22 protein-coding genes are annotated in these 22,055 nt (G+C 70.5%); 11 read left to right on the top strand and 11 right to left on the bottom strand.

Going from position 1 to position 22,055, the window contains the following annotated elements:
- The first annotated feature begins 124 nt into the window (after positions 1–124).
- Positions 125–1,576 (top strand): NCS2 family permease, encoded by a 1,452-nt coding sequence (locus tag ACIRA5_RS21490; RefSeq protein ID WP_403692939.1) that lies wholly within the window; start codon positions 125–127, stop codon positions 1,574–1,576.
- Between the two features lie 79 nt (positions 1,577–1,655).
- Here ACIRA5_RS21490 and ACIRA5_RS21485 read toward each other — a convergent pair whose 3' ends face one another.
- The 3 genes from ACIRA5_RS21485 to ACIRA5_RS21475 all read right to left on the bottom strand — a co-directional run bounded on the left by ACIRA5_RS21485 (position 1,656) and on the right by ACIRA5_RS21475 (position 4,434).
- On the bottom strand, positions 1,656–3,107 hold the full coding sequence (locus ACIRA5_RS21485) for a peptidoglycan D,D-transpeptidase FtsI family protein (protein WP_403692937.1): 1,452 nt from the start codon (positions 3,105–3,107) through the stop codon (positions 1,656–1,658).
- 79 nt (positions 3,108–3,186) lie between these two features.
- Positions 3,187–3,657 (bottom strand): GNAT family N-acetyltransferase, encoded by a 471-nt coding sequence (locus tag ACIRA5_RS21480; protein WP_403692934.1) that lies wholly within the window; start codon positions 3,655–3,657, stop codon positions 3,187–3,189.
- Positions 3,658–3,660: 3 nt separating this feature from the next.
- Entirely contained in the window at positions 3,661–4,434 is a 774-nt protein-coding gene (locus ACIRA5_RS21475) for an IclR family transcriptional regulator (RefSeq protein WP_138048348.1), read from the bottom strand.
- A 131-nt stretch (positions 4,435–4,565) separates the two neighbouring features.
- Between ACIRA5_RS21475 and ACIRA5_RS21470 the strand changes: the two genes are divergently transcribed.
- From ACIRA5_RS21470 to ACIRA5_RS21450, 5 genes are all read left to right on the top strand, one after another.
- A complete protein-coding gene (locus ACIRA5_RS21470; protein ID WP_403692932.1) occupies positions 4,566–6,095 on the top strand; it encodes an aldehyde dehydrogenase (NADP(+)) in 1,530 nt (509 codons plus the stop codon).
- 50 nt (positions 6,096–6,145) lie between these two features.
- Entirely contained in the window at positions 6,146–6,754 is a 609-nt protein-coding gene (locus ACIRA5_RS21465) for a DUF1349 domain-containing protein (RefSeq protein WP_403692930.1), read from the top strand.
- Between the two features lie 62 nt (positions 6,755–6,816).
- A complete protein-coding gene (locus tag ACIRA5_RS21460; RefSeq protein ID WP_403692928.1) occupies positions 6,817–7,323 on the top strand; it encodes a GNAT family N-acetyltransferase in 507 nt (168 codons plus the stop codon).
- Between the two features lie 77 nt (positions 7,324–7,400).
- A complete protein-coding gene (locus tag ACIRA5_RS21455; protein WP_403692926.1) occupies positions 7,401–8,120 on the top strand; it encodes a DsbA family oxidoreductase in 720 nt (239 codons plus the stop codon).
- Between the two features lie 115 nt (positions 8,121–8,235).
- Positions 8,236–9,285: an aminotransferase class V-fold PLP-dependent enzyme gene (locus ACIRA5_RS21450; RefSeq protein ID WP_403692924.1), complete on the top strand. Its 1,050-nt coding sequence runs from the start codon at positions 8,236–8,238 to the stop codon at positions 9,283–9,285.
- A 46-nt stretch (positions 9,286–9,331) separates the two neighbouring features.
- Here ACIRA5_RS21450 and thpD read toward each other — a convergent pair whose 3' ends face one another.
- From thpD to ACIRA5_RS21425, 5 genes are all read right to left on the bottom strand, one after another.
- The gene (thpD, locus tag ACIRA5_RS21445; protein WP_403692922.1) at positions 9,332–10,243 is read right to left on the bottom strand and encodes an ectoine hydroxylase; all 912 of its coding nucleotides are present in this window, start codon (positions 10,241–10,243) and stop codon (positions 9,332–9,334) included.
- A 6-nt stretch (positions 10,244–10,249) separates the two neighbouring features.
- Complete coding sequence (locus ACIRA5_RS21440; protein ID WP_382116131.1) at positions 10,250–10,654, bottom strand: ectoine synthase; 405 nt, start codon at positions 10,652–10,654, stop codon at positions 10,250–10,252.
- A gap of 20 nt (positions 10,655–10,674) precedes the next feature.
- A complete protein-coding gene (gene ectB / locus ACIRA5_RS21435; RefSeq protein ID WP_403692920.1) occupies positions 10,675–11,946 on the bottom strand; it encodes a diaminobutyrate--2-oxoglutarate transaminase in 1,272 nt (423 codons plus the stop codon).
- Positions 11,947–12,033: 87 nt separating this feature from the next.
- Positions 12,034–12,573, bottom strand: coding sequence for a diaminobutyrate acetyltransferase (gene ectA / locus ACIRA5_RS21430; protein ID WP_403692918.1), 540 nt, complete (start codon positions 12,571–12,573; stop codon positions 12,034–12,036).
- A gap of 508 nt (positions 12,574–13,081) precedes the next feature.
- A complete protein-coding gene (locus ACIRA5_RS21425; RefSeq protein ID WP_403693332.1) occupies positions 13,082–14,182 on the bottom strand; it encodes a pyridoxal-phosphate-dependent aminotransferase family protein in 1,101 nt (366 codons plus the stop codon).
- 236 nt (positions 14,183–14,418) lie between these two features.
- Between ACIRA5_RS21425 and ACIRA5_RS21420 the strand changes: the two genes are divergently transcribed.
- From ACIRA5_RS21420 to ACIRA5_RS21400, 5 genes are all read left to right on the top strand, one after another.
- Positions 14,419–15,267, top strand: coding sequence for a transporter substrate-binding domain-containing protein (locus ACIRA5_RS21420; protein WP_403692917.1), 849 nt, complete (start codon positions 14,419–14,421; stop codon positions 15,265–15,267).
- Complete coding sequence (locus tag ACIRA5_RS21415) at positions 15,264–16,097, top strand: amino acid ABC transporter permease (RefSeq protein WP_382187678.1); 834 nt, start codon at positions 15,264–15,266, stop codon at positions 16,095–16,097. Before ACIRA5_RS21420 ends, ACIRA5_RS21415 begins: the two co-directional genes overlap by 4 nt.
- The gene (locus ACIRA5_RS21410) at positions 16,094–16,909 is read left to right on the top strand and encodes an amino acid ABC transporter ATP-binding protein (protein ID WP_403692914.1); all 816 of its coding nucleotides are present in this window, start codon (positions 16,094–16,096) and stop codon (positions 16,907–16,909) included. Before ACIRA5_RS21415 ends, ACIRA5_RS21410 begins: the two co-directional genes overlap by 4 nt.
- Positions 16,910–16,944: 35 nt before the next feature.
- Positions 16,945–18,036, top strand: coding sequence for an amidohydrolase family protein (locus ACIRA5_RS21405; protein ID WP_403692912.1), 1,092 nt, complete (start codon positions 16,945–16,947; stop codon positions 18,034–18,036).
- 290 nt (positions 18,037–18,326) lie between these two features.
- The gene (locus ACIRA5_RS21400) at positions 18,327–19,229 is read left to right on the top strand and encodes an SCO1860 family LAETG-anchored protein (RefSeq protein WP_403692909.1); all 903 of its coding nucleotides are present in this window, start codon (positions 18,327–18,329) and stop codon (positions 19,227–19,229) included.
- Between the two features lie 187 nt (positions 19,230–19,416).
- On the opposite strand, the gene cobC is transcribed toward ACIRA5_RS21400, so the two are convergent.
- From cobC to ACIRA5_RS21385, 3 genes are read right to left on the bottom strand one after another with little or no spacing between them, the layout of a single operon-like run.
- Positions 19,417–20,526, bottom strand: coding sequence for an Rv2231c family pyridoxal phosphate-dependent protein CobC (cobC, locus tag ACIRA5_RS21395; RefSeq protein WP_403692906.1), 1,110 nt, complete (start codon positions 20,524–20,526; stop codon positions 19,417–19,419).
- Entirely contained in the window at positions 20,516–21,451 is a 936-nt protein-coding gene (locus tag ACIRA5_RS21390) for a sirohydrochlorin chelatase (RefSeq protein ID WP_403692905.1), read from the bottom strand. The genes cobC and ACIRA5_RS21390 overlap by 11 nt, the downstream gene beginning before the upstream one ends.
- Positions 21,448–22,050 carry a precorrin-8X methylmutase gene (locus ACIRA5_RS21385; protein ID WP_403693330.1) on the bottom strand — a complete coding sequence of 201 codons (603 nt, stop codon included), beginning with the start codon at positions 22,048–22,050 and terminating at the stop codon, positions 21,448–21,450. Before ACIRA5_RS21385 ends, ACIRA5_RS21390 begins: the two co-directional genes overlap by 4 nt.
- Between the last annotated feature and the right edge of the window lie 5 nt (positions 22,051–22,055).

The raw sequence follows: 22,055 nt of genomic DNA, 5'->3' as shown, positions 1-22,055 counted from the left end.
CGAACAGCGTATGGCGGGCCGAACTCGATTCCGTAACACGGCGAAAACCTGAAAGCGGTTCAACGCGGGAACAATCCAGCCAGCATCCGCACACCCAGCACGCAGGCCACAAGGAGTAGCAGCCATGTCCGAAACCCAGAAGGTGGCCGACCGGCCAAGTGCCGCGCCACCAGCGGCGAACAGCGTCGACCGGTTCTTCAGGATCTCCGAACGGGGCTCCACCTTCGGCCGGGAGATACGCGGCGGATTCGCCACGTTCTTCACCATGGCCTACATCCTTGTCCTGAACCCGATCATCCTCGGCAGCGCCAAGGACAAGTTCGGCCACCAGCTCGACAGCGGCCAACTCGTCACGGCCACCGCCCTGGTGGCCGCGGTGATGACCGTCATCATGGGCGTGGGCGGCAATCTGCCCCTCGCGATCGCCGCGGGCCTCGGTCTGAACGCCGTCGTCGCCTTCCAGATCGCCCCGTTGATGAGCTGGCCCGACGCGATGGGCCTGGTGGTCATCGAAGGCCTGATCATCTGCGTACTGGTCCTCACCGGACTGCGCGAAGCCGTCATGAACGCCATCCCGCAACCGCTGAAGCACGCCATCGGTGTGGGCATCGGACTCTTCATCGCCTTCATCGGCTTCGTGGACGCCGGTTTCGTCAGCCGCATCCCGGACGTCGCGAACACCACCGTGCCGGTGCAGTTGGGCGCGACCGGTTCGCTGACCGGCTGGCCCGTGCTGGTCTTCTGTCTCGGCGTGCTGCTCACCATCGGGCTGATGGCACGCAAGGTCAAGGGCGCCATCCTGATCAGCATCGTGACGATGACCGTGGTCGCCGTGATCATCAACTCGGCCGCCGACATCAAGAGTTGGGGCCTGACCACGCCGAAGATCCCCTCCGACGTGGTGGCCACCCCGGACTTCGGTCTCGTCGGACACTTCAGTCTGTTCGGCGGCTTCGGCGAGACCGGCGCCCTGACCGTCGTCCTGCTGATCTTCACCCTGATCCTGTCGGACTTCTTCGACGCCATGGGCACGATCGTCGGCATCAGCGCCGAGGCCGGACTGCTCGACGAGGAGGGCAAGGTGCCCGGCATCGGCCGGGTGCTGTTCATCGACGGGGCCGCGGCCGTCGCGGGCGGCGCGGCCTCCGCCTCCTCCAACACCGCCTACATCGAGTCCGCGGCCGGCGTCGGCGAGGGCTCGCGCACCGGCTTCTCGAACCTGATCACCGGCGGCATGTTCGCCCTCGCCCTGTTCCTGACCCCGCTGCTCACCATCGTTCCGCTCCAGGCGGCGGCCCCCGCCCTGGTCGCGGTCGGCTTCCTGATGATGACCCAGGTCAAGCACATCGAATGGGACAGCTACGAGATCGCGATCCCCGCGTTCCTGACCATCGCGGCGATGCCGTTCACGTACTCGATCACCAACGGCATCGGGGCCGGCTTCGTCGCCTACGTCGTGATCAAGGCGGTGCTCGGCAAGATCCGTGAGGTCCACTGGCTGCTGTGGGCCGTGTCGGCGCTGTTCCTGGTGTACTTCGCGATCGATCCGGTGAGGCAGCTGTTCGGCGTGAAGTGACCGCACGGCAGGGAAGCGACCGCACGAAGGAAGGGCCGCCCCCAGGGGTGCGGGGCGGCCCTTCGTCGTGCGCGGTGCGTCAGTTCTTCAGCGCCGCCCGCATCATGGCCTTGGCCACGGGCGCCGCCAGGCCGTTGCCGCTGACCTCGGACCTCGCCGCGTCGGACTGCTCGACGATGACCGCCACGGCGACCTCCTTGCCGTTCGAGTCGGACTTCGCGTACGACGTGAACCAGGCGTACGGCGTCTTGCTGTTCTTCTCGCCGTGCTGGGCCGTACCCGTCTTGCCGCCCACGGTCGCGCCGGAGATCTTCGCGTTCGTGCCCGTGCCCTCGGTGACGACCGTCTGCATCGCGGACTGGAGCTGCTCGGCGGTCGTCGAGCTGACGATCTCCCTGGTGTCGGTGATGTCGTCGTAGTCCTTCACCACATCGCCGCTCGCGTCACTGGTCTGGGACACCATGTGCGGCGAGACCAGCTTGCCGCCGTTGGCGATGGCGGCCGACACCATGGCCATCTGCAGCGGGGTCGCCGTGACGTCGTACTGGCCGATGCCGGTCAGCGCCGTGGACGACTCGTCCATGTCCGAGGGGTAGACGCTCGGGTACGCCCGTACCGGCACGTCCTGCGAGCTGTCGTTGAAGCCGAACTTCTCCGCCATCGCCTTGACCTTGTCCTGCCCGAGGTCGACGGCCATCTTCGCGAAGACGTTGTTGCACGAGTACTGCAGCGCCACCCGGATCGAGGCGTCCTTGCAGGGCGCGGAGGCGCTCTCGTTCGACAGGGGGGTCCTCGTGTTCGGCAGCGTGTACGGGTTCGGGCTGTCCGTGCCGGTGTCCACGTTCTTGTACAGCCCGTCCTCCAGCGCCGCCGCGGCGACCACCAGCTTGAACGTCGACCCCGGGGGCAGCGGCTGGCGCAGCGCCCGGTTGGTCATCGGCTTGTCCGCGTCCTTCGTCAGCTTCGTCCAGGCGGCGGAGTCACCGGCGCTCAGCTGCGAGGGGTCGTACGACGGAGTGGAGACGACCGCGAGGATCTTGCCGTTCGTCGGGTCGATCGCGACGGCTCCGCCCTTCTTGCTGCCGAGCGCCGCGTACGCCGCCTTCTGCACGTCCGGGTCGATGGTCGTGACCACGTCACCAGGACTGGCGCGCTTGTCGGTGATCGTGTCCAGGGGGTTCTTCAGCTGGGTGTCCGTACCGTCGAGCAGATTCTTGTAGATGCCCTCCAGCTGGGTGGCCCCGAACACCTGGGAGCTGTAGCCCGTGACCGCCGCGTACAGGCTGCCGTCGGTGTACGTCCGCTTGTACTTGAGGTCGCTGCCCTTCGTCTGCGCGGAGCCGGTGATCGCCCGGCCGGCCACGATGATGTTCCCGAGCGGGTTCGCGTACTGCTCGATCGCGTTCCGTCGGTTGTGCTTGTCGTCCGCGAGTGCCTGGCCGTCATAGAACTGCACCCAGGTCGCCCTGATCAGCAGGGAGAGCACGAGCAGCAGAGTGAAGACGGCGGCACGCCTGATCGTCTTGTTCATCCCGCTGAGAAGGACGGCGGGCGGGAGTGAAACGTTCCCTTCCGCCCGTATTTCTCATACGCCCTTCATGAAGCCCGGCTCAGCCTGCCAGGGTGAGGACGACCTCGTCCGTCTCCTCGCCGCGGGCGTGCGCGTACCCCCGGTCGCTCGCGGTGACCCGGAACCCGCACTTCTCCAGAACCCGCCGCGACCCCGCGTTGTCGGCCGCCGCCCGCGCGTGCAGCGGGCGTTCGGGCACCTCGGCCAGCAGGTCCCGCAGCGCGGCCGTCGCGATGTCCCGGCCCCAGTACGCCCGGTCGATCCAGTAGGTGACCTCGCGCTCACCGGGCTCCCCGTACACCGCGGCGCTTCCCACGACATCGCCGTCCGCGAGGATCGTGCGCAGCACGGCGGAGGAGGCGCGGATACGCTTCCAGTGGGCGTCGAAGGCGTCACGGTCGGCCGGGTCCCTGGGGGTGAACGCGGCCATCCGGAGGGACTCGGGGTCGTTCATCTGCCGGTAGAAGACCGGCAGATCGCTGTCGTGGACCGGGCGGAGCGCGACGTCCATGGTTCAGAGCCTCCGGGTGGCGAGCGTCAGCCGGTCGCGGGCGTCGAACAGGGCGTCCTTGACCATCTGTTCGTGGGCGGGGGTGAGCCGGGCCACCGGGACCGAGCAGCTGATCGCGTCCCGGGCGGGGGTGCGGTAGGGGATCGCGACGCCGAAGCAGCGCAGCCCCAGCGTGTTCTCCTCACGGTCCACGGCGAAGCCCTGCTCCCGGACCTGGTGCAGCTCCTCGATGAGCTTCTCCCGGTCGGTGATCGTGTGCTCGGTCAGGGCGGGGAGCGTCTCGGGCAGCAGCTTGCGGACCTGCTCGTCGGTGTGGGTGGCGAGCAGCGCCTTGCCGAGCGAGGTCGAGTGCGCGGGGAGCCGTCGGCCCACCCGGGTGAAGGGGCGCAGGTAGTGCTGCGACTGGCGGGTGGCCAGGTACACGACGTTCGTGCCGTCCAGACGCGCCAGGTGGATGGTCTCCGTGGTGTCGTCGGAGAGCCGGTCCAGGGTCGGGCGGGCCGCGGCGACCACCTCGTCGCCGTCGATGTACGAGGTGCCGACCAGCAGCGCCCGTACGCCGATGCCGTAGCGCGTGCCCGTCGCGTCCGTCTCGACCCAGCCGAGCTCCACGAGGGTGCGCAGCAGCATGTAGAGGCTGGATTTCGGATAACCGACGGCCTCCTGGACCGCGGCCAGGGAGTGCATACCGGGCCGGCCCGCGAAGTACTCGAGCAATTCCACGGTCCGTACCGCGGACTTGACCTGCGCTCCGCCGCCTGTCTCGCCTGCCGACATCGCCCTTGACCCCCTCGTTCGACGGGAAATAGTCTCCGCATCATATTCACCATCAGAGACAGCGTTCAGTATATCGAACACCGCTGGTGGGTGAGACAAGAACTGCGGCATTACATCTGGAGGGACCCGCGGTGGCAGCAGCACCAGTCTGGAGTGTCGACCCCCGTACCGGGAAGCAGCGCGAGCAGGTTGCGGTGGAGGCCACGGCCCAGGAGGTCGACGAGGCCGTCCGCGCCGCGCACGCCGCCCGGGGAGCCCTCGCCGACCGCACCGTGCGCGCGGCCTTCCTGAGGACCGCCGCGGACCTGCTCGAAGCGGCCAAGGAGCAGCTCGTCGAGGCCGCCGACGCGGAGACCGCGCTCGGCCCGGTCCGGCTCACCGGCGAACTCGCCCGCACCTGCTACCAGCTGCGGGCCTTCGGCGGCATCGTCGACGAGGGCGCGTTCCTCGACGTCGTCATCAACCACCCCGACGACGCGGCGACCCCGCCGATTCCGGACCTGCGCCGCTACAAGGTGCCGCTGGGTGTCGTCGCCGTCTACTCCGCCTCCAACTTCCCCTTCGCCTTCTCCGTCGCGGGCGGCGACACCGCGAGCGCGCTGGCCGCCGGCTGCCCGGTCGTGGTCAAGGCTCACCCCGACCACCCGGCGCTCTCCGAGTTGGTCGCGGCCGTACTGCGCCGGGCCGCCGCCCGGCATGACATCCCGGGCGGGGTCGTCGGCCTCGTGCACGGCTTCGAGGCGGGCGTCGAACTCGTCAAGCACCCGCTGGTCGCGGCGGCCGGGTTCACCGGCTCCGTCCGCGGCGGCCGTGCCCTGTTCGACGCGGCGGCCGCGCGCCCCGCGCCGATCCCCTTCCACGGCGAACTGGGCTCCCTCAACCCCGTCGTGATCACCGAGGCCGCGGCGGCCGAGCGCGCCGAGGCGATCGGCGCCGGGCTCGCGGGCTCGATGACGCTGGGCGTCGGCCAGTTCTGCGTGAAGCCGGGCCTGGTCCTGGCGCCCGCGGGCGCGGCGGGCGACCGCCTGGTGAAGTCCCTGACCGACGCCGTCAGCGACACCGACGCGGGCGTCCTCCTGGACCACCGCATGCGCGACAACTTCATCGCGGGTGTCGCCGAGCGCGCCGGGCTCCCCGGCGTCGAGAGCCCGGTGACCCCGGGCTCGGGCGGCGAGCACACGGTGAGCCCCGGCTTCCTGACCGTGCCCGCGCAGAAGCTCGCCACCGAGGGCGAGCACGACCTGCTCCTGGAGGAGTGCTTCGGCCCGCTCACGGTCGTCGCCCGCTACGAGGACGAGTCCGAGGCCAGCGCGGTCCTCTCGCGCCTTCCCGGCAACCTCACCGCGACCGTGCAGTTGTCGGCGGAGGAGGCGGCGGGCGAAGGCCGCGGCGCGGAGATCCTCGCCGAACTGACGCCGCTCGCCGGGCGCGTCCTGGTCAACGGCTGGCCCACCGGTGTCGCCGTCGCCCCCGCCCAGCACCACGGCGGTCCCTACCCGGCGACGACGTCGACCTCGACGTCGGTCGGCGGTACGGCGATCGAGCGCTGGCTGCGGCCGGTGGCGTACCAGAACGCGCCGGAGGCGCTGCTGCCGCCGGAGCTGCGGGACGACAACCCGCTGATGTTGCCGCGACGCTACGACGGTCACCTGGAGCGGTAGCGCTCCGCGCCTCTTTCGGGGCGGGGCGGTGGGCCTGAGAGGATGGGTGAATGGACGTCGAACTTCCCGAACTTCCTTTCCCCCTCCGTACCTACGGGCCTGACGGGCACTGGTCGCACGAGGACGGCATACTCACCGGCTGGGCCGGCCCCCGCCAGGACCGCTTCGTACCGCCCACCGACGAGGCACTGGATCCCGCCTCCGACGCGCCTCGTCTCCTCGGGGCGCCGGAGGGGGACTTCCAGCTGATCGCCCGCGTCACGGTCGGCTTCGGTGCGGCCTTCGACGCGGGGGTCCTCTACGTCCATGTGGGGGAGCGGGCCTGGGCGAAGCTCTGCCTGGAGTACTCCCCGGACGTGCCCACCGTCTGCACGGTGGTCACCCGGGGGCACTCCGACGACGCCAACTCCTTCACTGTGGACGGCAGTTCCGTCTGGCTGCGGATCAGCCGCACGGGTCGGGCCTTCGCCTTCCACGCCTCCCGCGACGGCAAGCGCTGGACGTTCGTCCGGCTCTTCACCCTGGGCGAGGAGAAGGAGACGTCCGCCGCGCTCGTCGGCTTCATGACGCAGTCGCCGATGGGGGAGGGGTGCGTGGTGACGTACGACGGCATCGAGTTCCGCCCGAACTGGCCCAAGGATCTGAGAGACGGCAGCTGACCGTGGGTGGGGGCCGGCCGCGCGGTGGGAACCGTGGCCCCCTCCCTCACGTCCTCCGCTGCATGATCAGCAAACCCCGCACCACCGGCCCCCTCGTCATCAGAACCGCGCTGCCCAGCGAGGCCGCCGCCCTCGCCGATCTCCATGCCCGCGCCCGTGCGACCTACTACCCGGACGGCCTGCCGGAAGACGGCTCCGACTGGATCGCACGCTGGCGTAGTGCCATCGAGCGCCCCGACGGCCACGTCCTGTGCGCGGTGCGCGACGGACACCTCGTGGGCATCGCCTCCTTCCGCACCGCGGAGGACGCCCCCGCCGACACCGTGAAGCTCTTCCAGTTCCACGTCGCTCCCGACCGCTGGCGCGAAGGCATCGGCACCGCACTGCACACGGCCTGCCTCGAACAGTGGCGAGCCGACGGCAAGCACACGGCCACCCTCGACGTGCACGTCGACAACGCCCGCGCCCAGGCCTTCTACGCCCGCCAGGGCTGGGTCCCGGACCCGGAGAACCCGCCCGCCGAAGGCGATCACCACCTCTTCCTGCGCTACGCCGTCACCGGGGAATGAAACCGGCCGTTTGAACGTTCACCTACTCCCGCCCCCGGAGGGGCCCGTATTCGTACGACCTGGAGAGAGCCGAAGACATGCGCGTCGAGATCTGGTCGGATATCGCCTGTCCCTGGTGCTACGTGGGCAAGGCCCGCTTCGAGAAGGCGCTGGACGCCTTCCCGCACCGTGACGAGGTCGAGGTCGTGCACCGCTCCTTCGAGCTGGACCCCTCTCGCGCCAAGGGCGACATCCAGCCCGTGCTCAGGATGCTGACCAAGAAGTACGGCATGAGCGAGGCACAGGCGCAGGCCGGTGAGGAGAACCTGGGCGCACAGGCCGCCGCCGAGGGCCTGGCGTACCGCACCCGGGACCGCGACCACGGCAACACCTTCGACATGCACCGCCTCCTCCACTTCGCCAAGGAGCGGGGCCGCCAGGACGAGCTGATCGGTCTGCTGTACAAGGCGAACTTCGCCGAGGTGCGGACCGTCTTCAACGACGACGAGCGGCTCGTCGAGCTGGCCGTCGCCGCCGGGCTCGACGCCGACGCCTCCCGCGAGGTGCTGGCCGACCCTGAGGCGTACGCCGACGAGGTGCGCGCCGACGAGCGCGAGGCCGCCGAGCTCGGCGCGAACGGCGTGCCGTTCTTCGTCCTGGACCGCAAGTACGGCGTCTCCGGCGCCCAGCCCGCCGAGGTCTTCGCACAGGCTCTGACCCAGGCGTGGGGCGAGCGCCCGCCGCTGAAGCTGATCCAGGACGGTGCCGCCGACGCGGAGGCCTGCGGCCCGGACGGATGCGCCGTACCGCAGCCGTAGGTCGTCCGGCACGGCGGTGAAAGCGCAGGTCGGGGCGGACGTATAAGCAGTCCTTACCGGAACCGCGTAAAACTCCGTAATGGACGAGAGGTGCTCAGGGCCGCACAGTGGTCCCATGGAGACCTTCGAGAGCCTCGTACGAGCCGAGTTCGCCCCGAAGAACACCTATCTGAACACCGCCAGCTGCGGACTCCTGCCGGCGCGCACGGTCGAGGCCATGCGCGCCGCCGTCGAGTCCGTCGCCGACGGACGGCCGTCCGACATGTTCGACGACGTGGAGGCCGCCCGCGCCGCCTTCGCCCGGCTGGCCGGGGTCCCCGCGGGCCGGGTGGCGGCCGGGGCCTCGGTCGCCGTCTACAGCGGACTGATCGCCGCCTCGCTGCCGCCGGGCGCCGAAGTCCTCACCGCGGAGGACGACTTCAGCTCCGTCGTGAACCCCTTCCACGTCCGTGGCGACCTCAAGCTGCGCGCCGTACCGCTGGAGCGGGTCGCCGAGTCCGTACGTCCGGGCACCGCGCTCGTCGCGGTCAGCGCCGCGCAGTCCGCGGACGGGCGGATCGCCGATCTGGCGGGCATCGCCCGGGCCGCGCGCGAGCACGGGGCGCGGACGTACGTCGACGTCTCCCAGGCCGCCGGCTGGCTGCCGATGGAGGCCGACGGGTACGACTTCGTCTCCTCGGTCGCCTTCAAGTGGCTTGTCTGCCCTCGGGGCGTGGCCTTCCTGGTCGTTCCGGAGGATCTCGGCGGGCTCACTCCGGTGTTCGCCGGCTGGGTCGCGGGTGAGGCGCCCTGGGACAGCTGCTACGGCCCGGTGGCGGAACTCGCCCACTCGGCGCGGCGGTTCGACGAGAGCCCCAGCCTCTTCTCGTACGCGGGCGCCCGGCACTCGCTGGAGCTCGTCGAGGAACTGGGCGTGGCGAACGTACGTGCCCATGACCTCGCCCTCGCCGACCGTTTCCGCGCCGGGCTCCGGGGGCTCGGCCACGCGCCGGTGGCCGCCCCCGCCTCGCCGATCGTGTCCGTGCCCGGACTCGGCCGACGGCAGCGGGAGCTGAGCGAGGCCGGGGTCGAGGTCTCCGACCGGGCGGGCAACCTGCGCGCGGCCTTCCACCTGTACAACACCCCCGCCGACGTCGATCGACTGCTGGACGTCCTGTCCGGCTGACCCCGACGGGGGCTCCTTCACACGCGCGGCTGCGTCACGCTCGCGGTCACTTCACGGGCGTGACATCACGGGCGCCGATGAACTCGGGCCTGCGGACCGGCGCCGCGAACGGCTCCACCGCCGCGTTCTCCACGCTGTTGAACACGATGAAGACGTTGCTGCGCGGGAACGGGGTGATGTTGTCCCCGGAGCCGTGCATGCAGTTGCAGTCGAACCAGGTCGCCGAACCTGCCCGGCCCGTGAAGAGCTTGATGCCGTGCCGGCCGGCGAAGCGGGTCAGCGCCTCGTCGGACGGGGTGCCCGCGTCCTGCATCTGGAGCGACTTCTTGTAGTTGTCCCGCGGGGTGGCTCCCGCACAGCCGAGGAACGTCTTGTGCGACCCCGGCATGATCATGAGGCCGCCGTTGGTGTCGTGGTTCTCGGTCAGCGCGATCGACACGGACACGGTCCGCATGTTCGGCAGTCCGTCCTCGGTGTGCCAGGTCTCGAAGTCCGAGTGCCAGTAGAACCCGCCGGCCCCGAAGCCCGGCTTGACGTTGATCCGCGACTGGTGGACGTAGACGTCCGAGCCGAGGATCTGCCGGGCCCGCCCGACGACCCGCTCGTCGCGTACGAGCGCGGCGAAGACCTCGCTGATCCGGTGCACCTCGAAGACGGACCGGATCTCCTGCGTGGCGGGCTCGATGATCGAGCGTTCGTCGGCGCGGATCGCCGGATCGGTGACCAGCCGCTCCAACTCGGCCCGGTAGAGGGCGACGTCGTCCTCGCCGATCAGCTCCTCGATCGCGAGGAAGCCGTCACGCTCGTACGCCTGGAGGTCGGGCACGGAGAACGGCCCGGGTGTGCCGGGCGCCCCCCAGACGACCGGGTCCTGGCGGGGGACGGACACCTCGGCGGCGCCGCGGCTGGGGTAGAGATCGGTGACGGTGGTGGGGCTGGTCGTGGTGGTCGTGGTCATGGGGCTTCAGACCTCCTCGGGTTCGGTCAGGAGCGGGTAGACGCCGTTCGCGTCGTGGTCCTCCCGTCCGGTGACGGGCGGATTGAAGACGCAGACGCACCGGAAGTCGGTCTTGGGGCGCATGGTGTGGCGCTCGTGGCCGTCGAGCAGGTACATCGTGCCCGGCGTGATCCAGTGCGTCTCGCCGGTCTCGTCGTTGGTCAGCTCGGCCTCGCCCGCCACGCAGAGCACGGCCTCGATGTGGTTCGCGTACCACATCGACGTCTCCGTACCCGCGTACAGGACCGTCTCGTGGAGGGAGAAGCCCACCTTCTCCTTGGCGAGGACGATGCGCTTGCTCTCCCAGGTACCCGTCGCGGCCTTCACATGCCGGTCGGTGCCTTCGATGTCCTTGAACGAACGGACTATCACGGTGGTGCCGTGCCTTTCTGTCAGACGGTTTCGCGTACGGCGCGGGCGAGGGTGCGCAGGCCCTCGTCGAGCTCGTCGGGGGTGATGGTGAGCGCGGGGAGGAGTTTCACGACCTCGCTCTCCGGGCCGGAGGTCTCGATGAGCAGCCCGAGTTCGAAGGCGCGCTGCGCGACGCGCCCCGCACGTTCCTTCTCGTGGAACTCGAGGCCCCAGACGAGACCGCGACCCCGGTACTCCTTCACGTCGGCGAGGTTCTCCTCGGTGAGGGAGATCAGGGCCTGCTCGATCTGCTCGCCGCGGGCACGGGTCTGCTTCTCCATGGCGGACCCGTCGGACCAGTACGTCTCCAGGGCCGCGGCGGCGGTGACGAACGCCGGGTTGTTGCCGCGGAACGTGCCGTTGTGCTCGCCCGGCTCCCAGATGTCCAGCTCGGGCTTGAACAGGCACAGTGACATGGGCAGCCCGTACCCGCTGATGGACTTGGACACGGTCACGATGTCGGGCACGATCCCCGCCTCCTCGAAGGAGAAGAACGCTCCCGTCCGCCCGCAGCCCATCTGGATGTCGTCGACGATGAGCAGCATGTCGCGCCGCCGGCACAGGTCGGCGAGGGCGCGCAGCCACTCGGGCCGGGCGACGTTGATGCCACCCTCGCCCTGCACGGTCTCGACGATGACCGCGGCGGGCTGGTTGAGCCCCGAGCCCTGGTCCTCGAGCAGCCGCTCGAACCAGAGGAAGTCCGGTACCTGGCCGTCGAAGTAGTTGTCGAACGGCATCGGGGTGCCGTGCACGAGCGGGATACCGGCGCCGGCCCGCTTGAAGGCGTTCCCGGTCACGGCCAGCGAGCCCAGCGACATCCCGTGGAAGGCGTTGGTGAAGGACACGATCGCCTCGCGCCCCTTCACCTTCCGCGCCAGCTTCAGCGCGGACTCGACGGCGTTGGTGCCCGTCGGCCCCGGGAACATGACCTTGTAGGGCAGGTCGCGCGGCCGTAGGACGAGGTTCTGGAAGGCCTCAAGGAAGGCGCGTTTGGCGGTCGTCGACATGTCGAGACCGTGGGTGACGCCGTCGCGCTCCAGGTAGTCGATGAGGGCCCGTTTGAGTACGGGGTTGTTGTGCCCGTAGTTCAGGGACCCCGCACCGGCGAAGAAGTCGAGGTATTCGTGCCCGTCCTCGTCGAACATCCGGCTGCCCCGGGCCCGGTCGAAGACGGCGGGCCAGCTGCGGCAGTAGCTGCGCACCTCCGACTCCAGGGTCTCGAAGACGCTCAGGTCGGGCTGGATGATGCTCACGGCGAATCGCTCCTCGGCGCGTGGGGGAGGGGGAGAAGGCAGGGAGAAGTCAGGGGGATGTCCGGGTCGGCTGGGGCCCGCCCGGGGTCATCCGGGGAGCGGACCGATCCGGTAGAGCACCTCGGGGTCGTGCGGTCCGTCCGGGAACTGCCCGGCCTCGAACAGCACTTCGTGCTCGACGCGTGCGCCGTGGCGTCGCGCGTACGAGGTGAACAGGCGCTCGGAGGCGGTGTTGCCGGGCGTGATCGTGGTCTCGACGGCGGTGATCGTCCGCTGCTTCGCGACCCGCGCGGTCAGCCCGTCGAGCAGGGCCGCGGCCAGTCCGCGTCCGCGGTGGGCGGCGTCGACGGCCACCTGCCACACGAGCAGGGTGCCCGGGCGCTCGGGCCGGACGTACCCGGTGACGAAGCCGACGGGCACGCCGTCCGCGTCGCGCGCCACCGCCGAGGTACCGGCGAAGTCACGGCACCACAGCAGATAGCTGTACGAGGAGTTCAGGTCGAGGGTTCCGGAGTCCTTGGCGATATGCCAGAGCGCGGCTCCGTCCGCCACCTTCGGACGGTCGATCCGAAGGCCCTCCGGCATTTCCAGGAATTCCGCTTGCAGGTCTGCTTGTGCGGCGGTCATGCGGATTGAATTTACCGAGGGAAATCTTAAATTGCATCGTCGTCCGGGGTTACGTACGACGCGCCGTTGTGTTATCGCGCGCCCGTGAGAGCCCGGTGCTGCGGGTGGTGTAAGGGGATGGTTTGCCCGGGAAATAGGGGAGGAAGTGGACGCATTGTGGAGTGCGTCACAGGCACATAATCGCCACGAGGTGTGCCCGAATTACGTCGGTTGGCGTTCGCGAAATCTTTGCGTTTAGGGACCGGGAAAGCGGGCAGGAGAATACGGGAAGCTCATTTTCGACTTAATGCAAGAATAAGTATGGAGAGCGTCTCGTCAATTGATGCACGATTATGCTCCGGCAAGCCCGTCGATTCGCTCGCGCAGGAGGGGGCCAGTTGTGTTCGGCCTCGTCCTCGAACGCCGGACGGGCTGTGAGTCTTCAGGGGCGCGGGGAACTGCGCGACCAGTCCCCCCACCCGCAGCCGAAGAACTCACCCGGGGTCCGGGGTGGAGCCCCAGGTTCGGGCTAGGACCACGCCATCGTCGTCGCGCGGCGTGCCGCCTCCAGGTCGGTCGTGAGGCCGGACTCGGCCATCGCCGCGCCCAGCGCCGCGAGGCAGGAGCGCACGACCCCCTGCGTCGCATCGGGACCGTAGTGGTTCACCCGGATCATCTCCTTCGCCAGCGCACCCCCACCCGCGACCAGCGGCAACACCGGATCCGCGGCCAGCGCCCTCGCGACCAGCACCCCCGCGTCGACCCCGGACGGCGCCCGCAAGGTCGTGGCGACCGGCGCCGCGTCCCCCGCCTCGTACACATACGGCTCCAGCCCGCCGCCGAGAGCGACCGCCCCCGCTCGCGTGGCCGCCGCCGCCAGGGCGTGGCGGCGCATCACCGCGTCGAGCCCCTCCGCCTCGATCCGCTCGACACACGCCTCCAGCGCCAGCATCTCCAGCTGCGCCGGCGCGTGCAGCAGCGCCTTGCGCCCGCCGTCGACCCACCGCTCCTTCCAGTCCAGCAGGGAGAGGTAGGACCGACGCGGCGCCCCGGGATTGGCGGCCATCCGAGCCCATGCCCGCTCGCTCACGGACACGGCCGACACCCCGGCGGGCCCGCCCATCGCCTTCTGCGCCCCGATCACGCACAGGTCGACTCCCCACGCGTCCGGCAGCACCGGCTCCGCGCCGATCGAGGCGACGGCGTCCAGGTAGAACAGCGCGCCGTGCGCACGCACCACCTCGCCGATCTCCGCGACGGAGTTCGTGTTGCCCGTCGCCGCCTCCGCGTGCACCAGCGAGACGAAGTCGATCGCCGGATGCTCGGCGAAGGCGTCGCGCACCTGCGCGGCCGTCACCGCCGTGTGGAACGGCACCGCGAGATCGATCACCGTCGCCCCGCAGTCCCGCAGCCAGTCCCCGAAGGTCTGCCCGTACGGCCCGGTGATCACGTTGAGCGCGGTGGTACCGGGTCCGGCCGTGGCGCGAATGGCACCCTCCAGGGGCAGCAGCGCCTCGCCCTGCATGATCACGACGTCCTGCTCGGTGGAGAGCAGCCGCGCCACGCGGTCCTCGATCGCCGCGAAGTGTGCGGCGCTCAGCGGGGCGAGGTCCAGGAAGGGATGGGTCACGGCGGTGCTCTCTTCGCTCACGGGTTCCAATGCGCAGCCCCGAGCGTATCCGGCGTCCTTGTCACGCCCGCGGCGATCCTCGGCCGTACGGACAGCCACCCCCAGGTCATACGGCCTGACGGCCCCGCGAGGCATGACTTCCGAGGCCGAACGGCGCAACAGCCATCGGATTGGTTTGAGTGAGTCAAACCTTTCCTTATAATCGGAAGCCTCCATTCCCCCCACAGGAGGTCTCCGTGAACTCGGTCCTCGGACGCCGGACGCGCATTCTGGCCGCCACCACCGCCACGGCCGGGCTGCTGCTCGTGGCCGGCTGTTCCTCGGGCGGCGGAGGCGGCCAGAGCAGCGCCAAGGGCGTTCCCCTGGTCAAGGCGGGCCAGGTCACGACCTGCACCCACCTCCCGTACCCGCCGTTCCAGTCGGAGATCAACGGCAAGGTGCAGGGTTTCGACGTCGCACTGATCGACCTGGTCGCGGGGGACCTCGGCGTGAAGCAGGCCATCGTCGACACGCCCTTCGAGAACTTCAAGACGGGCGCGTTCCTCAACTCCGGCCAGTGCGACCTCGCCGCGGCCGGCATGACGATCACCCCGGAGCGCAAGAAGAACGTCGACTTCTCCGACCCGTACTTCGACGCCACCCAGGCCGTCCTGGTCGACAAGAAGAGCGGCGTCAACTCCCTCGCCGACGTCAAGGCCAAGGGCAAGAAGCTCGGCGCCCAGGCGCAGACCACCGGCGAGGAGTACGCGACGAAGCAGGGCTTCGACTCGGTCTCCTTCGAGTCCTCCGACGCGGTCCTGAGCGGCCTGCGCACCGGCCAGGTCCAGGCCGTCATCATCGACTACCCGGTCGTCCAGGGCTGGCTGAAGGACAAGGCCAACGCCAAGGCCTTCAAGGTGGTCGACAACCTCAACACCGGTGAGCAGTACGGCTTCACGGTCAAGAAGGGCAACACCAAGCTCCTCGCCGAGATCAACAAGACGATCAAGCAGGCCAAGGCCGACGGCACGTACAAGAAGCTCTACGAGAAGTGGATCGGCCCGTACCCCGCGTCCGCGGCCACCGCCTCCCCGTCCGCCTCATGAGTGATGCCGACGCACGACTCCAGCCCCGGAAGTCCGGCCTGACCCGGCGCCAGAAGCGCGCCCTCTCGCGCGGCGCGCAGTACGTCGTCTTCGTCGCCGCCGTGATCGCCTTCGCGGTCGCGGCGGACTGGGGGCGTCTGAAGAACCAGTTCGCGCAGTGGGACCTGGTCAAGCAGATGTTCCCGGACGTCATCACGCTGGCGCTGAAGAACACCGTGCTCTACACGATGTCCGGCTTCGTCGTCGGTCTCGTGCTCGGCCTGGTCATCGCCCTGATGCGGCTGTCCCCGGTGGGCCCCTACCGCTGGCTCGCCGGCATCTACATCGAGATCTTCCGCGGCCTGCCCGCCCTGCTGATCTTCGTCTTCGTGGGTGTCGCCGTGCCCTTGGCGTTCCCGGGCACGGAGATCCCCGGCGGCACCTACGGCAAGGTGGCGCTCGCGCTCGGCCTGGTCTCGGCCGCGTACATGGCCGAGACGATCCGCGCGGGCATCCAGGCGGTGCCCAAGGGACAGATGGAGGCGGCCCGTTCGCTGGGCTTCTCGCACGCCCGGGCCATGGTCTCGATCGTCATCCCGCAGGCGTTCCGCATCGTGATCCCGCCGCTCACCAACGAGCTCGTCCTCCTCTTCAAGGACTCCTCGCTGGTGCTGTTCCTCGGGGTCACCCTGGAGGAGCGCGAGCTCACCAAGTTCGGGCGCGACCTGGCGAGCCAGACCGCCAACTCCACACCGATCCTGGTCGCGGGCCTGTGCTACCTGCTCGTCACCGTGCCGCTCGGATTCGTCGTACGCCGCCTGGAGGCCAAGGCCGGGGAGGCCACCAAGTGACCAGCACCAGCAGTACTTCCAGCACCAGCACTCCAGAGATCCAGGTCCGGGACCTCCACAAGTCCTTCGGTGACAACGACGTCCTGCGCGGTATCGACCTGGAGATCGGACAGGGCGAGGTCGTCTGCGTCATCGGACCCTCCGGCTCCGGCAAGTCCACCCTGCTCCGCTGTGTAAACCTCTTGGAGGAACCCACCAAGGGGCAGGTCTTCGTCGGCGGCAGCGAGGTCACGCACCCCGACGTCGACATCGACGCCGTACGCCGCCGGATCGGCATGGTCTTCCAGCAGTTCAACCTCTTCCCGCACCTGTCGGTGACCGAGAACCTCACGCTCCCGCAGCGCCGGGTGCTGAAGCGGGACAAGGAGGAGGCGGCCAAGGTCGCCGCCGAGAACCTGGCGCGGGTGGGCCTGTCCGAGAAGGCGGACGCCTACCCCTCCTCCCTCTCCGGCGGCCAGCAGCAGCGCGTCGCGATCGCCCGCGCGCTCGCCATGGGGCCCGAGGTGATGCTCTTCGACGAACCGACCTCGGCGCTCGACCCGGAACTCGTCGGCGACGTGCTCGCCGTCATGCGCAGGCTCGCGCGCGAAGGCATGACGATGATGGTCGTCACCCACGAGATGAGCTTCGCGTGCGAGGTCGCCGACCGGGTCGTCTTCATGGACGGCGGCGTGATCGTCGAGGACGGCGCCCCCGCGCAGGTCATCGGCAACCCGAGCCACGAGCGCACCCGCCACTTCCTGTCCCGGCTGCTGGACCCGGCGATGGCGGAGGTCGAGGAGGACGCGGAGGAGGGGGAAAGGGGGCTGTAGCACCGGGCCGTCCGGCACGAATTAAGGTGCGGTGCATGAGCGATCGCGCGGTGCTGCACGTGAAGGGGCGGGTGCTCGTCGGGCCCGACGACGTCCGGGACGAACTGTGGGTCGTCGGCGGGAGGATCTCCTACGAGCGTCCCGTCGGCGCCCGTGACATCCGTACCGTCGAGGGCTGGGCCCTGCCCGGTCTCGTCGACGCGCACTGCCATGTCGGCCTCGACGCGCACGGGCCCGTCCCCGACGACGTCTCCGAGAAGCAGGCGCTCACCGACCGCGAGGCCGGCACCCTGCTCGTCCGGGACGCGGGCTCGCCCTCCGACACCCGCTGGATCGACGACCGCGCCGACCTCCCGAAGATCATCCGCGCGGGCCGGCACATCGCCCGCACCCGCCGCTACATCCGTAACTACGCGCACGAGATCGAGCCGGAGGACCTGGTCGCGTACGTCGCCCAGGAGGCCCGGCGCGGCGACGGCTGGGTGAAACTGGTCGGCGACTGGATCGACCGCGAGACGGGCGACCTCAGTGCCTGCTGGCCGCGCGAGGCCGCTGCGGCGGCGATCGCCGAGGCGCACCGCCTCGGCGCACGGGTGACCGCGCACTGCTTCGCGGAGGACTCGCTCAGGGACCTGGTCGAGGCGGGCATCGACTGTGTCGAGCACGCGACCGGCCTGACCGAGGAGACGATCCCCCTCTTCGCCTCCCGAGGGGTCGCGATCGTCCCCACGCTCGTCAACATCGCCACCTTCCCGCAGCTCGCCGCCGGGGGAGAGACGAAGTTCCCGCGCTGGTCGGCGCACATGCGGGCACTGCACGAACGCCGCTACGACACCGTGCGCGCCGCCTACGACGCCGGAGTCCCGGTCTATGTCGGCACCGACGCGGGCGGTTCACTGGCCCACGGTCTGGTGGCCGGCGAGGTCGCCGAACTCGTCACCGCGGGCATCCCGCCGGTCGAGGCGCTGTCCGCGACGACCTGGGGCGCCCGGCGGTGGCTCGGGCGGCCGGGGCTCGACGAGGGCGCGCCCGCCGACCTCGTGGTGTACGAGGGGGATCCGCGCGCGGACGTACGGGTGCTGGCGGCTCCGCGCCGGGTCGTGCTGAACGGGCGGGTTGTCGGCTAGGTCCTGTCGTCGGGGAGGTCGTCGGTCGTCCGGTTGACGGAGCGTTACGTGTCCGCCGGTCGCCTCGTTACGCACCACCGTGCGCGCTCCGGAGCGTCGACCGGCGTGTTCGGGGCGGTGATGTTGAGTGGGTGACAGCGGGGAACATCCGTGCCCAGCGGTGTCGGAAGATTCGAACGAACTCCCGGAAACCCCACGTTGGAGTGAAGTCACGTCAGGTTGCTGACTGTTCACTCTCGGTGCGTAATTCTTGCCGGGTCCCAAGCGGTTCTCTCCTGGGGGTCCCACCCTTGAACGCCAACACCGACTTCCGCATGTCCGCACGCCGTTTCACCGCCACCGCGGCGGCCACCGTCCTCGCCGCCGGTCCGGTGGCGCTGGCCGGTGCGGGTGCCGCGCACGCGAGCGCCGACCACGGTCGCGCGAGCGCCGTCGTGCTGCGCACCGGGCTCGACGTGTCCCTGCTCAACAAGACCGTGAACGTCCCGCTCGCGGTCTCCCTCAACGAGGTGCGGGCGCCCCGGAGCGCCGAGCGGACCGCGCTGACGGCGAGGCTGGACGGGGTCGACGGCGGTCAGCCGTTCAGTGTGCTGCGGGCGGATGTCGCCTCCGCGAAGGCGACGGTGTCCGCGTCGGGGGCCGAGGCGTCCACGAACCTCACCCATGCGCGGATCCATGTCCCCGGGCTGCCGTTGCTGTCCCTCATCGAGGTCGGGCAGGTGACCTCGAAGGCGACCTGTGAGGCGGGGCGCAAGCCCGTGGCTTCCGCCACCCTCCTGGGTGGGGTGACCGTCCTCGGCAAGAAGGTGACGTTGACGGTGGGCGGTCCGACGGAGGTGAAGGTGCCGGGGGTCGGTGAGGTCCGGATCGACTTCTCCAAGACGCGGACCACGTCCCGTACGGCGGCGGCGTCCGCGCTCGAACTCAAGGTCTCCGTCAACCCGTTGAAGCTGAACGTGGCGGATGTGGAAGGCACCCTGACCCTCGGGTCCGTCATGTGTGAGTCCCCGTCCGCGCCCGCTGTCTCCGTGTCGGCCCCTCCCCCCGACATCAAGCCCCAGGGGGCAGCGGCGGAGTCGGGCCTCGCCGAGACCGGTGGCGCGTCGACGACTCCGTACGTGGTGGGTGGGGCGGTCGTGCTCCTGGCCGCGGGCGGAGCGGCCGTCGCCCTGGCCCGCCGCCGCCACGCCTGAGCCCCCGGCGGGTGTGCTCTTCGGCTGCGGGTGGGTGGGGGCTGGTCGCGCAGTTCCCCGCGCCCCTAAGAGCCTCGGTCCGCGCGACGCCGTGGAACGGGGCCGGTGCCCCCTGCTCGAGCGAAGCCGAGAGCGTGGGGGAGGGCAGGGGCGGCGGGGGCGAGGAGACCCCGCGCCGCACCCACCCTCATCCCCCAGCCACGACCATCGCCCGATCCAGCGCCTGGAGGAATCCATTGACGGTGGCCCGGTTTCGTACGGCCAGGCGGAGCCAGTCGTCCCCCAGTCCCGGAAACGTGTCCCCACGCCGCACCGCGAACCCCAGCCCCCGCAAGTGACGCCGCACCACCATCGCCCGAGGCAGCCGAATCAGCACGAACGGACCCTCGGCGGGCTCGACGACCCGCAACCCGTCGGGCTCGAACTCCCGGAGCCCCGCGACGAGATGGGCCCGGTCGGAGGCGACCCGCCGCGCCGCGTGGGCGGCCTCGGCGAGCGCCCGGGGCGACACGCACACCTCGGCCGCCGCGAGGGCGGGCGTGGAGACGGGCCAGAGCGGCTGCGCACGGGACAGCTCGCGGACCGTGTCGGGCGCGGCCAGGACGTACCCGATCCGCAACCCCGCCAGCCCCCACGTCTTCGTGAGGCTGCGCAGCACGACAAGCCCAGGAATGTCCGTCCGCCCGGCCAGCGCCTCCCGCTCACCCGGCACCGCGTCCATGAACGCCTCGTCGACCACCAACGTCCGCCCGGGCCGCGCGAGCGCGGCGATCGCGGCCGCCGGGTGCAGCACGGACGTCGGATTGGTCGGGTTGCCGATCACGACGAGGTCCGCGTCCTCGGGTACGGCCGCGGGGTCCAGCCGAAACCCGTCCGACTCACGCAACAACACCCGGTCGACCGTGTGGCCGGCATCCCGCAGCGCCGCCTCCGGTTCGGTGAACTGCGGGTGGATCACGACCGGCTGACGGACCTTCAGGGCACGGGCCAGCAGTACGAACGCCTCCGCCGCGCCCGCCGTCAGGAGCACCCGCTCCACCGGCACCCCGTGCCGCGCCGCCACCGCGGCCCGCGCGGCCCGCCCGTCCGGATAGGCCGCGAGGCCGTCCAGCGACGCGGCGACGTGCTCGCGCAACCACGCCGGCGGCGTGTCCGCACGGACGTTCACGGCGAGATCGGTGAGCGCCGAGCCGTCGTCCCGCACCTCGGCGTCCCCGTGGTGCCGCAGATCGTGCGCGTCGTCTGCGCGCGAGCCGGCGCCGCGCGCGTCGCCTCCGTGCGCGCCCTCAGTGTGCATGCGCGTGCCCGCCGTGGTGGTGCCCGTGGTGATGTCCTTCGTGGTGGTGCCCGTCGTCGTCCGGGTGGAAGTGCGGCTGCTGGGGGAGGCCCACCTTGTCCTCGAAGCCGGGCAGCGCGATGCGGTAGACGCAGGAGTCGCAGTTCATCCGCAGGTCGCCCTTGACCGCCTCCCGGTACCGCTCCATGACCAGGTCGAGCAGCTCCGGCTCGGGGCCGATGACCTCGGCCGAGCGCACCTCGACGTCCGGGTGCGCCGCCGCCCAGCCCTCGGTCTGCTGCCGCACCCGGTCCGGGAGGAGGCCCGTGAACAGGAAGTAGGGAAGGACCACGATCCGCCGCGCGCCCAGCTTCACACAGCGGTCCAGGCCCGACGGGACGTCCGGCGCCGCCAGCGACACGAACGCCGTCTCGACACCCGCGTACCCGCGTCCCTCCCACAGCAGCCGCGCCGCCTTGTGCACCTCGGCGTTGGCGTCCGGGTCGGTGGAGCCGCGCCCGACGAGCAGCACGGTGACGTCGGACCGGTCCTGCGGCGTACGGACCGTGCCGCCGAGCGCCTCGTCCAGCCGCCGTTCGAGCACCGCGAGGAGCGACGGGTGCGGGCCCAGCGGGCGCCCGTAGGTGTACGAGATCCCGGGGTGCCGCTCCTTCTCACGGGCCAGCGCCGCCGGGATGTCGCCCTTGGCGTGCCCGGCGGACACCAGCATCAGCGGGACGGCGGCGAACCGGCGTACCCCCTGCTCGACCAGTTCGGTCACGGCGTCACCCAGCGGCGGCGGCGACAGTTCGATGAACCCACCGGCGACGGGCAGTTCGGGGTGACGGTGCCCCAACTGCCGTACGAAGTCGCGGAAGGCCTCGGCTCCGGCCGCGTCCCGGGTGCCGTGACCGGCGATGAGCAGGGCGGGGGGCGGGGTGGTCACGAAAACTCCTTGGTTGCGGGGTGGTACAGCAGGGCGTTGAGCGCGGCGGCGGCGACCGCCGAGCCGCCCTTCTCGGACACGTTGCTGACGGCGGGCAGCCCGCTGTCGCGCAGCGCGGCCTTCGACTCGGCGGCGCCGACGAAGCCGACGGGCAGACCGATGACGAGCGCCGGGTCGGCGTCGAGGGTCAGCAGTTCCTCCAGGGCGGTCGGCGCACAGCCGATCACCCAGAGCGCGCCGGGCCCGACGTCCTCGTACGCGAGCCGGATCGCGTGGGCCGAACGGGTCAGCCCCGGGCCGGTCTTGGCGTCCCTGAGGCGGCAGACGGTGTCGCGGCGCGTGATGCCCGCCGCGACCATCTCCACGTCCACCACGACCGGCGCCCCGGCGTGCAGCGCCGTGTGCGCCTTCGCCAGGGCGCCCTCGTCGGTGACGAGGTCGTCCGCGTAGTCGAGGTCGGCCGCGGAGTGGATGACCCGCTCCACGACCGCCCGCGTCAGCGGCGGGAAGTGCGAGGTGTCCAGGCGGGCACGCAGCCGCCGGAAGGACTCCTGCTCGATGGGGTGCACGACCCGGTTCTCCGGGAACACCTGGCTCACTCGGC

Source organism: Streptomyces sp. NPDC096311 (genome assembly GCF_044763085.1).
Lineage (GTDB): Bacteria > Actinomycetota > Actinomycetes > Streptomycetales > Streptomycetaceae > Streptomyces.
Note: the sequence above shows the minus strand (reverse complement) of the source record. Positions and strands in the feature narration are given on the sequence as shown.